Raw genomic sequence first — 13614 nt, 5'->3', positions numbered from 1 at the left:
TCAGTTTTACTCACGCCCGGCCTGGAAAATCCATTCTGTGTGAGGATTCGCCTTCACGTCTTCCAACATTTTTAAGACCTCGGCTTTCCATCCAGCTTTGATCTTTAAAGCCAGTTGAGACGGCGGCCGGTGGTTGGGTTCAAGGATCGCGTATTCATATCTGAGCGGTTTCTTGAATGGCAAAAAAGCGACCTTTCCGTCGGACAGGTTCAATTCTTGCTCGGTCACGACGGTCAGCGGATCAACGATGCTGCAACATTGCCCGGAGCTGACGAAGGGGATGAGGGGCTGAAAATACTGGCAGGTCACTGTCGGATTGTACTCAGCACCGACCTCCTCGAATTCCTGCCGGATTTTGCGCTGGAATGGGTGTGACGCATGCAAGCCGCCCATGGGCGTATCGTTCAGATCAGACAGTGTCAGGCTCTTACGCGAAGCAAGTGGGTGGGTGCGGTCAATGGCACAGAAGCAATCTGCTTTGATTAGTTCGGCAGAGTACTGCGGTTCTTTGCCCGCTGAATGTTCGAAATCAGCAAATCCGAAGTCTATGTTCTGGGTCCCTGCAAGCTCCATAATCTGAGGTGAACTGCGGGTCGAAAGAGTGATGCGAATATCGGGGTTTTCTCCGACCGACTGGCTGATGAAACGCGGGAACAAAAAGGCGGACGGGCCGGGCATCGTTGCGATGTTCAGGCTGCCTGCGTGCCCTTTGATCAACCCTTCCATTGTGCTGGAGATGGTGGCGAGACGGTCCAGAATGCCTGTGGTTTCGGCCAGAAGGTAGTGCGCTTCAGGAACCGGAACCAGGCGTCTTCCCTTGCGTTCAAACAGGGTCAGTCCCAGCGTTTTTTCCAAGTTTTTCAACGCAAGGCTAATCGCCGGCTGAGTGCGATTCAGTTTCTTGGCAGTTTGCGAGATAGAGCCGGTCTCCATCACTTCGCGAAACACTGTGAGCTGCATAAGGTTCATGGTTAATGTATAAATAAAACCTTAGTTTTGTGAAGTATAAAAAATTTGCATTTATGCGAATCGTCTCTACGCTGAGGAGATCGAATTCGGGAAAACCGAATCCAGCGATCCAACAACGGAGATGATTATGAAATTCGTGAAATGTTTGACCGGACTGGCCTTGGCAGGCGCGCTTGCCGCCCCTGCGCTGGCGCAGGATCCAACATTCTTCCGCATCGGGACCGGTGGCGCAGGCGGAACCTACTTCCCCATCGGCGGCACCATCGCCAACGGAATTTCCGCCCCTCCGGGATCGCGTCCATGTGAAGAAGGCGGCCAATGTGGCGTTCCGGGCCTAATCGCAATCGCGCAATCCACGACAGCGTCGGTGTTCAACAATGCCGCAGTGCAGAATGGTGAGCTTGAGGCCGGTCTGGCCGCAGCCGATGTGACCCGTTCAATGTATCTGGGCGAAGGTAAGTTCGAGGGTAAACCTCATCCTAACCTTCGCATCGTAGCAAATCTGTTCCCCGAGGACCTGCATCTCGTGCTGCCCGCCGGTCAGACGATCAACAACCTGGGTGATCTGGAAGGCAAGCGCGTCGGTATCGCACAGGCCGGATCGGGTACGCAGGTTGCTGTTCTGCAGATGCTCGACGCCTGGGGTGTAAACCGCGACAATATGGATGAAGCCGAACTGAACAACAGTCAAAGCGCCGAGCGTTTGGCTGACGGTCAGTTAGACGCCTATTTCTACGCTGCGGGCTGGCCAGTTGCCGCGATGGTACAACTGTCGTCGACCAAAGGCATGAACCTGCATTCGTTCAGCGATGAAGATCTGGCCAAGATCAACGAGATCATTCCGGCCTATATCCCTTCGGCTATTCCGGGTGGTGTCTATGAAGGCATAGATGCGGAAACCAAGACCCCTGCGGTCAGTGCTATGCTGGTTGTGTCCTCGGATCTGTCGGAAGATCTGGTCTATCAGCTGACCAAAGCCCTGTGGAACGACAACACCCGCAAGCTACTGGACAACGGCCATGCCAAGGGTAAGCAGATCACGCCCGATACCGCGCTGGACGGTGTGGAGGCATTGGGTGTTCCACTACATCCGGGTGCCGAGAAGTTCTACAAAGAAGCCGGACTTCTTCAGTAAACGTAACAGACTGAACTGTATCGTCGGTGCCCCTATGTGGGGCACCGCACACTGGAACTATGCGAAATCGGGAGGCCATCATGTCCGAGACCCAGAAACTTGATGACCACGAATTGACAGCCGAGGAACTAGCGGCCATCGAGGAACAGTTCGATGAAGGTGCCGCCGTCCGGCAGGTGACGCCCACCACAGGAAAAGTTCTCCGTGTTGTGGCCCTGATTTTAGCGTTCTACGAATTCTTCACGGCCGGATTCGGCCTGCCCGCGGACCACTGGCACATGGGCATCTACCTCGCCCTGCTGTTCATTCTGGTCTATGCCACAATCCCGATTGTTGGGGCAAAGAGCCTTTATGCCCTTAAGGTCAGCCGGTTCCGCATCGGTAACATCCCGCTCTATGATCTGGTTTTCATGGCGCTTGGCATCATTGCCGCGCTCTATGTTGGCGTAGCCTGGCGCGGCATTCCGTTCCTTGGGATTGAGGAACAAACGTTCCGGATGGGCAACCCAAACAACTACGACGTGTTTCTGGGCGTCATCATCATCCTATTGGTGCTGGACATCGCGCGGCGCACGCTGGGTTGGGTACTGCCACTGATCATCTGTGTGTTCATCTCATACGCCCTGCTGGGGCCATATTTTCCCGGCCTGCTGCAGCATCCAGGCGTGAACTTCAAAACCTTCGTCTCGTCGATGTATTTCCCGCAGGAAGGTATCTACGGCGTCACGCTCTGGGTGGTTTCGACCATCGTATTCCACTTTGTTTTGTTTGGGGTCATCGCTCAGCGCACCGGGTTGGGGCAGCTGTTCATCGACAACGCGACTATACTTGCGGGCCGTTATACTGGCGGTCCGGCAAAGGTATCAGTGGTTTCCTCGGCTTTCTTTGGCACGATCTCGGGCTCATCGGTGGCCAACACCGTATCGACCGGCGCGTTGACCATTCCCAACATGAAGCGTCTCGGATACCCGGGCCATTTTGCGGGCGGGGTTGAGGCTGCGTCTTCTGCTGGTGGCCAAATCACTCCGCCGATCATGGGCGCTGCGGCCTTCATCATGGCCGAGTTCCTTGAGGTCCCCTACACCACCATTGTAATTGCGGCGATCTTTCCGGCGATCCTGCACTATGTAGGTGTGTTCGCCGTGGTGCACCTGATGGCGCGCAAGCTGAACCTGAAAGGTCTGGCGAAAGAGCAACTGCCGCAACTCAAAGCCGTCTGGGCGGAAGGTTGGGCCAATATCGTGCCACTGATCGGCCTGCTGGTGGTGCTGTTTACGGGCTACACGCCATTCATGTCCGCTTTTTGCGGTATTTCTCTGGCGGTCATCGCGGGCATGTCGCGGATCAAACAGCCGCCAACGCTGGTCTATGCCGCGGCTTTCCTGGCTTTTGTGCTTTGGAAATTCTCGGATGGCGGGTTCGACCTGACGATGACCGCAATCCTTTGTGGCCTGTCGGTTATTGCCACGCTGAATCCACAGAAACGGATTGAAGTGCCCGAGATGCTGCAGGCGGTCGAACTGGGCGTGAAGTACTCGCTGGCCGTTGGTGCCGCAGCGGCTGCGGTTGGCATCGTGGTCGGAGTGATCAACACCACTGGCATCGGCTTTCGCATTGGCTTCATGGTGACACAGGGCGCGGGCAATCTGGCTTCAGATATTTACAACATGATCTCGTTCGGCAGCTTCCAGCTGTTTGCCATGGAAGACCTGCAGCTGTTCATCTCACTGGTCTTCATAGCCATCGTCTGTATCCTGATGGGCGCAGGTATCCCGACCACAGCGTTGTACATCATGCTGGTATCGGTCGCACAGCCTGCTTTGGCGCAGCTCGGCGTTCCTCCCATCGCCAGCCACCTGTTCGTGCTCTATTACGGCGTGGTGTCAGAAATCACACCCCCGGTCTGTACGTCGGCCTACGCGGCTGCTGCAATTGCCAACTCGAATCCGTTCCGCACTGGCCTGTCGGCATTCACTCTTGGATTGGGCAAGGTGATTGCGCCGATGGCTTTCGTATATGCGCCAGTTCTGCTGTTCGTATCCTCAACCGGCTTCAATTTCTGGGAGTTCACTTACACCGCCGCCAGCTGTATCGCCGGGGTCATCGCCCTGTCGGCTGCGGTTGTGGGCTACTGGCTGAAACCGATGAATGTTGCGGCGCGGATTCTGATGGCCCTTGCGGGGATTATCTTTGTCGCGCCCAGCCTGACGGCAGACCTGATCGCGCTGGCCGTTGCCTCGCCTGTCATCGTCACCCAATTGATCGCGCGCAACCGCAGTCAATCTCCGGCCTGAACTGATGACAGAACAAGTGACCATCATCGGCGCAGGAATCGTCGGCATCTGTTGCGCTTTGTCGTTGCAGGAACGGGGCATTCAGGTTCGGCTGATCGATCGAGGTGAGCCGGGTCAGGAAACCTCGTTCGGGAATGCTGGTGTGGTTTCGCCTTGGTCGATCATTCCGCAAGCAATGCCCGGTATCTGGAAAATGCTGCCCAAAATGCTGCTAGACCCTAAGAGCGCGCTGTCAGTCAGGCCCAGCTTCTGGCCGAAAATGATCCCTTGGGGGTTGCGATTTCTCGGAAACTCAGGAGAAAAAACTGTTCGCGAAGTCTCGGACGCGATGGAGGTTCTTTGTCGCCCCTCCGTCGATCTGTACCGGCGTCATTTACATGGTACCGGGCACGAGAACCTGATCACCGATAGCTATTACATCCACGCCTTTCGCCGACCAGAACAGGCTGATCTGGACGGGCTTGGATATCTTATCCGCCGAGAAAAAGGCGGCGATCTGGAACGCGTCGACGGTGACGAACTGCGCCGATTGGAGCCCGCTATGTCCGAAGCGTTCAAAGGTGCGATTGTGATCAAAGGGCAAGCGCGTGTAACCGCTCCGGGACGTGTGGGAGCGGTTTTGGCCGAAAAGGCGCAAGTGCAAGGTGCTGAAATTGTGCAAACCGAAGTCACCAAGCTTACCCCCGCAGAAGAGGGTGGTTGGCAGATTGCAACTGCGCAGGATACGCTAACCGCCAGCCATGTTGTTCTTGCGGCAGGCGTATGGTCTGCCGACCTGTTGAAACCATTGGGATTGCCTATGCCTCTCGTGGCCGAAAGGGGCTATCATGTCGAATTCCCAACCCCTGCGGTCGAACTGAACAACTCGGTCATGGATGTGGATGCAAAGGTGGTCGCAAGTTCGATGCTTGGGGGGCTTAGGGTCGCCGGTACGGCTGAATTCGGCAGCGCCGATGCACCCGCTGACCCACGGAAGAAGCAAATCCTGTCCCAACAGGCCAAGGCCATGATGCCCGAGCTTGATACAGGTGAGGCGCGGTTTTGGATGGGTCGGCGCCCGTCATTCCCGGACAGCTTGCCCGCAATCGGGCAAGTAAAAGACCAAGAGGGACTCTATGCAGCGTTCGGGCATTCTCATTACGGGCTGATGATGGCCCCGAAAACCGGCGAGCTAGTTGCGGATATCGTCTCGGATCGCATCCCGAATATCGATCTAGCACCGTATACACCAACCCGGTTTTGAACTTTCAAATCAAAAAAGGACCTGATGACAATGCCAATTTATCAAGGCGGCCAGAATATCTGCGGGGCCTCAATCGGTGTGCTTTGCCTTGAAAGCTATTTCCCAAAGCCACCGGGCCATATCAAGAATCCGTCCAGCCTGCCATTTCCGGTTCTGTATGAAATGATCGACGGGGTGACTGTCCCGACACTTCTGAACAACCCAACGCCGGAATTGCTTGAACCCTTCATCGAAGGTGCCAAACGGCTTGAGGCCGAAGGCGTGCGCGCCATTACCGGCAGCTGTGGCTTTCTTGCGCTGTTTCAAAAAGAACTGGCTGCAGCGGTTTCAGTTCCGGTGTTTGCTTCCAGCCTGATCCAGGTGCCGCTGGCTTATCACATGACCGGCGCGAACGCTCCGGTGGGTGTTTTGACTGCAGACGCTTCTGCTTTGACTGCCCGGCATTTTGAAGGCGTCGGTGCCGCCGGTGTTCCGGTGGCGGTGAAGGGACTGGAGGACACTAGTGAATTTGCAGAAGTGATCTTGCGGAATACCCGCACCCGTATGGACACAGACCTGATCGAGGCCGAGGTCCTGAACGCAGCCCGTAGCCTGATGCTTGAGGCCCCTGATATCCGCTCATTGGTTTTGGAGTGTACAGACCTGCCGCCCTACGCATCGCGCCTTCAGGAAGAACTGCGCCTTCCCGTTTATGATCTGACGACACTTGCGCAAATGGCACATTCCGTAGCGGCCCGCGAGCTATACTCTGGATTGATGCCCTGGCAGCGTTAGTGCGTGCCAATCAATTCGAATGAAGGAATGACATGGACCATGGCCGTAACCTCAGGATATCTGAGGTCTTGCAACAATGCCAAAGCTGCAGGAGTGCTATGTGACCATTGATCTGTCTATTTTGATGGCCGCCATTTGCCTCGGGGCAATGCTGCAGGTTGGCGTGGGCATCGGTTTCAGTATCATCGCGGGTCCCCCGATGATGATCCTGCTCGGCACCTCGACGGCAGTTCCCATATTGCTGTTGCTGAATACCCTTGTGTCAGTAGTCGCGACGGATCGTCATGTATTGAAGAACAACAAGCCACTCATTCTTAATGCTATCATCGCATGTTGTGTCGGTGTAGTTGCCGGTCTTACTGTTTATCCGTTGTTGAACGAGGCGTTTGTTCTGGCCTTGACGGCCTGCTTGTTGTTGATCGGCTTAATCACCACCCTGCTTCCCTTGCGCGGCACAATCGGGCGTTTTGGGTTTTCAGCCATTACAGGACTGTCCGGGCTTGCAACCGTCTGGGCGGCAACACCGGGCCCGCTTATGGTGTTTGGTTTGATCGCAAAGGGCCGTTCAGCCAAAGAGGTGGCCAAGCTGGTGCAACCCATCGCGCTGGTGGCTTATGGCATTGCATTCCTGTTGCACAGCCTGTCCGAAACGCAGGCGATCACATACGGGCCGCAACTGCTCGGCTTTGTCATTATCACACTGGTAGGCAGCCTGCTTGGACGGGCAGGAGGCCCTTACTTGCCGCAGTCGGTCGTCATAGCCGCGATCCGCGTGGTTTCTTTCATCGCCTGCTGTGTCCTGTTCCAGCGCGCCTATATGATTGCATAATCCCGGGAGGTACACGATGCAACGAAACGACAATCTGGAGAGATTTCCTCGCGCCCGGCTTATGTCGGGCCCGACACCTCTGGAACGTTTGGACAGGTTGTCGGCGGAATTGGGGATCGATCTCTGGCTCAAGCGCGATGATCTGACGGAGCTTGTGTTTGGCGGCAATAAAACACGGCAGCTCGAATTCTACCTCGGCGATGCTCAGCAACAAGGTGCCGATACCATTCTAATCACCGGTGCTGTTCAGTCCAATTTTGTCCGATCTGCAGCTGCGGCGGCCGCTAAGCTGGGCATGCAATCCGTGCTTCAATTAGAAGAGCGTGTCCCAGATATGAACGAAGAGTATTACAGGTCCGGGAACGTATTTTTGGCACAGATTCTGGGTGCCGAGCATATGAGCTATCCCGAGGGCGAAGACGAAGCTGGGGCCGATGCGGCATTGCACGCGCGTGCTGACGAATTGAAGGCCCAAGGCCGCACGCCATACGTCATTCATCTGGGCTTGAATAATCCACCTCTGGGGGCGTTGGGCTATGTCGTTGGCGGACAGGAATTGTGCGCCCAGATGCCCAATTTCGATGCGGTGGTTGTGCCGTCAGGCAGTGGTGCTACGCATGGCGGTTTGCTAACCGGTCTAGCACTGGAAGGCAGCACGGCCCCGGTATTTGGAATATGCGTGCGCAGAGATCGCGAGAAGCAACACGCCCGCATGATGATCGTTCTACAGAAACTTGCAAACTTGCTGGATGTTGATGCCGCTCTATTGCAGGCGCGGATCGATGTCTATGACGATGCATTGCCGCCAGGTTACGGCAAAGTGAACGCAAGAACGCGTGCCGCACTGGAAAAAATGGCACGGACCGAAGGGGTTTTCCTCGACCCGGTTTATTCCGCCAAGACATTCGCCGGTTTGATGCATCTGGTTGAAAGCCAGAAGATTAAACAGGGTCAGAAGGTCATTCTGCTGCACACCGGCGGGCTGCCGGCCCTTTTTGGATATCAAAATGAACTGGCGGACAATCTGACTTGAATGAACCTCGGCCTCGTAATGCCGGCTTCTGATCTATGGCTCCCATTGGCATTTCAACGCTTGTGCCGTGGGCAGCTCAAATCACTGCTAAATTCAACAATGAGAAAGTACAAGTTATGACAATCACCCGCATCGAAACCGGTCAGCGCATGAGCCGGATCGTCAAACACAACGGCGTTGCCTACCTGTGCGGTCAGACTTCGGACGCGCCGACCGTGGCAGATCAGACGCAGGCCATTCTGGCCAAGGTTGAGGATCTTTTGCAAAAGGCAGGCAGCGACAAGACCCGCATCCTAAAATGCGAAATCTGGTTGGCGGATATGGCAGACTTTGCCGAGATGAATGCCGTTTGGGACGCTTGGGTGCCCGAAGGCCACGCGCCCGCCCGCGCCTGCGGAGAATCCAAGCTCACCCGTGATGTATTGAAGGTCGAAATGATCGTGACGGCAGCTTACGACTGAGCGGCGGCTGATTGCGGTTAATAGGGCCGGTTTTCTGGGCCTTTGCAAGTCCAGTCCCTCGGAGGTTGAGCTATTCACGGTCCAGAAAACACCCTAGGTCTTCGCTTCTGCGTTCGCGTGCCCACATTTGCGTCTCTGAAAGCGATTGCTGACGGGAGATGACGGCGATGCGTTAGTTTCGCAGTTTCACCACCAACTGGCATGTGATGCGCGCCCGGTGGGTTCATATCGATTGACCGAAGTCATCGTCGTGGATTCAAATCCTCACGCATCCTGGGTGAGTCAAGAAACAACGCACGATAAATAGCGCTATTCGAGTGCTATTTCAGATCATTTTGGCCGATTCAGGACTGCGCTATGCTGCTGTTAATACAGCAAATTATTGCTTTCCGAATTTGACCAAATAGCTGCGGCGTGTATTCATCGACTTGCAACGAAACGAGCGATCAACTCTTTCTCTTTGCAAGATACGTCCAGGTTGGTCCGGCAGTTTCCCCTGATCCATCCGGCAAAGGAATACGCATCAATTTCTGCGCCAGAGACTTGATGTCATACATTGCTGGGACCAATGACCTTAGCGCAGTCTTGTCCGTGTTGAACGCGATGTGCAGACCATCAAGCAGGCCGGACCAGGCCGCGTTAAATTCAGCAGATATTTCTGCGATCTCTGGCGCGTTTTTGAAGTCCTTTTCGGACGGATCATCCCGCATCGGGGATACCGCGCTCCAATCGACGATGAGGTCGCCACCGGTGGGCGGGCCGTCTATGCTATCATCTGGCTTATAATACCGGCTGTGCAGGATTTCGTTGAATTTGAAATAGTGCGCAACATCCTCGCGGTGGTCAGGGCCAGGGATGATGTCATTGTCGCCAGCTCTGTGACCAAGGTCTGCGCCTTCCCCTTCATCCATGATTTTCTTTATCGCCTTCAGCGCGGCCTTACGGCGCTGCGACGGGGTGCCAATCACCTCGATCACCTCACCTCCAGCACCGAAATAGTCGGCGTCGGTGATTTGTCGTGCCTCATTACCAGTAAAAATCGCGGCATCCCCATAAGTATCACAGGCTTTGCGCAACCTTTCCCGGATGTAGATGTAAAAACCTCCGATCGTATGATAATCACCGCTTTTCGCAGCTCTTTCATCTTTTGGTGCCGTTTCAACCGCACGAAAGCTCTTGATTTGGTCTGGCGTAAACCTGCGCAGATAAACAGTTGGACCGCGCCCGTTTAGCAGTGGCTGGGGGTATTTGGGTAGCAGCTTAGGATTGTTCAGCTCCGGAGTTCCGCCTATCGAATTCATGACATTCGCCGCAAGAACCATGTGCAGCATTTCTTCGACCATAACCTGCCGGATCACTTCGATGGGTTCGGCGTTTACGATTGTTGGCTCAGACCGGTCATACTGGCCTTGTTCGAGGATCGAATAACACGCAGTCGCATAGGGTGGAATGGTAGTGAGTTCAAGAATAAGCGCGTCCTGAAACAGTTTACACAGTGTCGCGCGCTCTTTCTCCAGTTTGTCTTTCGAGGTCATTTTGCACCCCCTTTCCGAACAGCATCCGATATTGCTCTGGAGGCTCGGTAAGCCATTGCCGACATCGTGAGTGTCGGGTTCGATGTTGCGATTGTTGGCATCGATCCGGCGCCTACCATCCACAAATTGTCGTGATCCCAGGTTCGCATTACGTCATTAGTCACCGAATTGCGCGGGTGTGTTCCGATCCGATGGGTTCCGACAAGATGACCTGCGCCAAAGAACGTGTATCCCCGGCCGTCATAGGTGAAATATCCGGCGTCAGATGGGTTGTAGGCCGTGTGGTTTCGAATACCCAGGCGCTGAAAAATCTGGGTGCAAGTGTCATAGGCAGTTGCCAAACCGGCCCGCGAATAGTCATCCAGATCATAGCTGATCACAGGGCGATATTCACCCATCGGTGTGCGATAGGCGGGATCAATCGTGACTCGGTTGGTCGAGCGGGGCAGTTGTTCGACCATCGTACCGATGCGAACCTGTCTTTGAACATCGTGATATAATTTGTCACGAAGCGCTTTGCCAAAGAGGTTCTCCTGTTCAACAAAGCGCGCCACATCCGTGTTTGGGGCCCCGGTGGCAAAGTTCCAGCCCCAGTTTCCGATCTCGAGCCTATGTGCGGCAGTTCTGTCACGAAAGGTCCCGTCCCGGAAATTGGCGTAGCTTGACGTCGATCCCGGCCCACGAAACGGACCAACCGGCTCGGGCGCGGAACCCCAAGTCATCATGTAGGGATGATCCATCAGGTTGCGGCCCAGTTCGCCGCTGGTCCGACAAATCTCGGAAGCCAGCGCAAGAGTTACGTTTTCCACCGCTCCACCAGCAAGGACGTATTGTTTGCCCTTGGCACGGCGCAGTTCGTATTGCGCGACGCCGGGGAAAGGGTACTTCTTGTAAACGATACCCGAAACGCGACCGCTTTCGGCAAGTTCGACTTTGGATGCCACGGCTTGCGTGATTGTCTGCATGTGATGTTTGCGGAGATGCCTGGCATCATCCAGCGTTTTCATTGCATTGTATTTTGCCTGGATTGGGCAGATCGGGATACAGCTTGAGTTGCCCTCGCAGCGCTGGCCCATATAAGCAAACGGGCCGGTTGACCCGCGCGGTCGGAATTGGGGCCTCATCTTACGGCCCACAGGTATGCCATTGGCATTTTTTGGCTTGCGCGGGGTTGAGTTGCGGCCTTGTGGAGTGCGTGAGACTTTCAGTCTAACTGTATCTTTAGGGTCTTCGCCAATTTCAATGGGCATGCCGTCTGCCCGGGCAAAGAACCCGTCGATATAAGACGAGGGTATCGAGTGCATGGGGAAGTCATATCCTTTAGCAAAGTACCCCCGGTTATCATGCTTGCCCGAGGTCTTTATTCCCAATGCTCTGGGTGTCTGTTCCTCGGCGTCCGCAGAGACGCCGATTTCCCACTCGGCTCTTTCATAATCGGATCGAATATCCTTGTAGCCAAATGGCCAATCGACCCCTTGGCCGAACCTGCTCTGCATTTCGAAATCTGCGGGCATCATCCGAAGGCTGGTGCCCAGCCAATGCAAGGAGGTTCCGCCATAGGCACGCAGATAGTTGCTGCCGAAGGGCAACGGGCCACGTTGAACAAAGTACCCGTTCGTGTCCGGTTCGGTGCCGCGAACCGCCGTAATGTCCAGCACCGAAGGTGACGGCAAAGTCGGCAGATCCGGGTAGGGTGAGTTCGGTGTTTTCGCCAACGAGAGGTAGTACTGATCCAGATAGGATCGGTAGGTCTCCCACGTTTTACCGTGATCTGCACCGGCCTCGAGGATCAGAACTGTATGCCCTGCTGACACAAGCTCTTTCGCCAGAATGGCACCAGAAAATCCAGCGCCGACAATGACCACATCATAGGTTCTGTCGTCGTCTGTAATCGCGTTCATTGGCCCGCCTCCCGTTTCCGAGGAGGTTCAAGCGCCCAAGCACCAAAACCCTGCTGCTTTGCCCCCATGGGATGGGCACCGATGGCGTCCCAGACCAACCCTTCCTTGTACGAGCGTGTCGAGATGATCTTGACCACATCAAAGCGAGAAGCGCCGTAGCTTTCGCGCCATTCTTGCGAAAGCGGGACCCACTGACCCGTGTACCAAAGCTGAATCAGCGAACGCGCAATCGGGCCAAGGCACCTGTCCGACAGATAAGTTTGGCGGATAATCTGATCATCGTCCCCTTGCCCGAGGGATTGAGCGTGAGACAGAAACCGGCTCAAAATCTCTTCTGGCAGAACCTGTCGGAATTGATGCCAGTATTCCCCGGTGCACCCGGTCCCTTGCAACTCGGCACTATTGTAACCCGTCAATGCCGCGCTGACCGTCAGGAAGGCTTGATGGGCGGGACTGTTGTCATGCTGTGACATGGCGGTCTCCATCAATGGCATCCACGTAGAACCCGCGAGGCTCGAAGCAGGCGGGGGGGCTTTCAAAAACCTGTACGGCGACAGGGGTGAAGTCGGTGAACAACCGATGCATGTCCCGTGTCATCGGGAAATCGTTGTTGCCGAGTTTCAGTTTGAATGTCTTGGCGATGCGCTTGCCGTCCTTGTTGTCCAGCATTGCAGTTTCGAAGAGGCCCGAGATTGTCCAGCGGGTCCAAACAGTGCGGCCAAGACCGGTCGCGAATTCTGGGATCGGAGTGCAATTTGTTGTCGTCCACTGATTGCCACTAAGCTTTCCCAAATCGGCGGTCAAATCGTAGACGATGGTTTGCGGGTCGTCGGGGTTGACCAATTGAATCCACCAGGATTTCGGAGAGATTGGCGGATGGCCTTTCATCTTGGCGTTCAGCGACGGCACTTTGTAATTGAACTGCCCCAGAAACTTGGGCTCGCCAAAGGCCTGACGCCCAGCCTTGACAGCAACCGCATTGTCTGCGGCTACGTGTATTCGCAGATGCCCGATGGTCTTGGTCTGATCGCGGCCGTGCAGATACTCGGTCAGGGACATCTTCGGAACGCCGGGCACCCGGTTCGAAGGGTAAGCCAGAAGGTTAAATTCAACCTCGTTCACAAAGCCCAAGGAATTGTCATAGTGGGCGGTGTAGCGTTGAAAATTCAATAGAATGACAGCTTTGTTCTTTCCATTTTCATCGGGGAACTCCGCCACGCACAATCCTGTACCCTTGACGAAGGGTTTGGCGGCTTCGACCGGGGTATACCAATACATCCATTGGCATTGCAGAGAGGCATAATAGAAGGGAAACGTATCAAACTGCTTGGGCAGTTTTGGCATGACACCGGTGACATTCGTCTGATGGCAGCGGTCACCTTTTGATTTCTTCTTAGTCATAATGGCTATGTCCTCCCGACTGGCTTTGACTATCTCGTA

Annotated in this window: 12 protein-coding genes; 7 read left to right on the top strand and 5 right to left on the bottom strand. The window is 55.1% G+C overall.

The window, feature by feature from the left end:
- Positions 1 to 6: 6 nt before the first annotated feature.
- Positions 7 to 960 (bottom strand): LysR family transcriptional regulator, encoded by a 954-nt coding sequence (locus ACR0NM_RS08630; protein ID WP_480562203.1) that lies wholly within the window; start codon positions 958 to 960, stop codon positions 7 to 9.
- Between the two features lie 136 nt (positions 961 to 1096).
- Here ACR0NM_RS08630 and ACR0NM_RS08625 point away from each other — a divergent pair, with 136 nt between their 5' ends.
- From ACR0NM_RS08625 to ACR0NM_RS08595, 7 genes are all read left to right on the top strand, one after another.
- Positions 1097 to 2104: a TAXI family TRAP transporter solute-binding subunit gene (locus ACR0NM_RS08625; protein ID WP_170422662.1), complete on the top strand. Its 1008-nt coding sequence runs from the start codon at positions 1097 to 1099 to the stop codon at positions 2102 to 2104.
- A gap of 80 nt (positions 2105 to 2184) precedes the next feature.
- On the top strand, positions 2185 to 4398 hold the full coding sequence (locus tag ACR0NM_RS08620) for a TRAP transporter permease (RefSeq protein ID WP_480614108.1): 2214 nt from the start codon (positions 2185 to 2187) through the stop codon (positions 4396 to 4398).
- 4 nt (positions 4399 to 4402) lie between these two features.
- Positions 4403 to 5641 carry an NAD(P)/FAD-dependent oxidoreductase gene (locus ACR0NM_RS08615; RefSeq protein ID WP_170611509.1) on the top strand — a complete coding sequence of 413 codons (1239 nt, stop codon included), beginning with the start codon at positions 4403 to 4405 and terminating at the stop codon, positions 5639 to 5641.
- A 24-nt stretch (positions 5642 to 5665) separates the two neighbouring features.
- Positions 5666 to 6415, top strand: coding sequence for an aspartate/glutamate racemase family protein (locus tag ACR0NM_RS08610; protein ID WP_480438944.1), 750 nt, complete (start codon positions 5666 to 5668; stop codon positions 6413 to 6415).
- Positions 6416 to 6515: 100 nt separating this feature from the next.
- The gene (locus ACR0NM_RS08605) at positions 6516 to 7244 is read left to right on the top strand and encodes a TSUP family transporter (protein ID WP_170422664.1); all 729 of its coding nucleotides are present in this window, start codon (positions 6516 to 6518) and stop codon (positions 7242 to 7244) included.
- A gap of 16 nt (positions 7245 to 7260) precedes the next feature.
- Positions 7261 to 8277, top strand: coding sequence for a D-cysteine desulfhydrase family protein (locus ACR0NM_RS08600; RefSeq protein ID WP_480614106.1), 1017 nt, complete (start codon positions 7261 to 7263; stop codon positions 8275 to 8277).
- 116 nt (positions 8278 to 8393) lie between these two features.
- The gene (locus ACR0NM_RS08595) at positions 8394 to 8738 is read left to right on the top strand and encodes a RidA family protein (protein ID WP_480614104.1); all 345 of its coding nucleotides are present in this window, start codon (positions 8394 to 8396) and stop codon (positions 8736 to 8738) included.
- Positions 8739 to 9184: 446 nt separating this feature from the next.
- Here the strand turns inward: ACR0NM_RS08595 and ACR0NM_RS08590 are convergent, their stop codons facing one another.
- From ACR0NM_RS08590 to ACR0NM_RS08575, 4 genes are read right to left on the bottom strand one after another with little or no spacing between them, the layout of a single operon-like run.
- On the bottom strand, positions 9185 to 10273 hold the full coding sequence (locus tag ACR0NM_RS08590; RefSeq protein ID WP_170394033.1) for a ferritin-like domain-containing protein: 1089 nt from the start codon (positions 10271 to 10273) through the stop codon (positions 9185 to 9187).
- Positions 10270 to 12174, bottom strand: a complete 1905-nt coding sequence (locus ACR0NM_RS08585) for a GMC family oxidoreductase (protein WP_170611518.1) — start codon at positions 12172 to 12174, stop codon at positions 10270 to 10272. Before ACR0NM_RS08585 ends, ACR0NM_RS08590 begins: the two co-directional genes overlap by 4 nt.
- Positions 12171 to 12647: a hypothetical protein gene (locus ACR0NM_RS08580; protein WP_170511783.1), complete on the bottom strand. Its 477-nt coding sequence runs from the start codon at positions 12645 to 12647 to the stop codon at positions 12171 to 12173. Before ACR0NM_RS08580 ends, ACR0NM_RS08585 begins: the two co-directional genes overlap by 4 nt.
- Positions 12634 to 13575, bottom strand: a complete 942-nt coding sequence (locus tag ACR0NM_RS08575; RefSeq protein ID WP_480614102.1) for a hypothetical protein — start codon at positions 13573 to 13575, stop codon at positions 12634 to 12636. The genes ACR0NM_RS08580 and ACR0NM_RS08575 overlap by 14 nt, the downstream gene beginning before the upstream one ends.
- Positions 13576 to 13614: the final 39 nt, after the last annotated feature.

This window comes from Ruegeria sp. AF2 (assembly GCF_056542025.1).
Note: the sequence above shows the minus strand (reverse complement) of the source record. Positions and strands in the feature narration are given on the sequence as shown.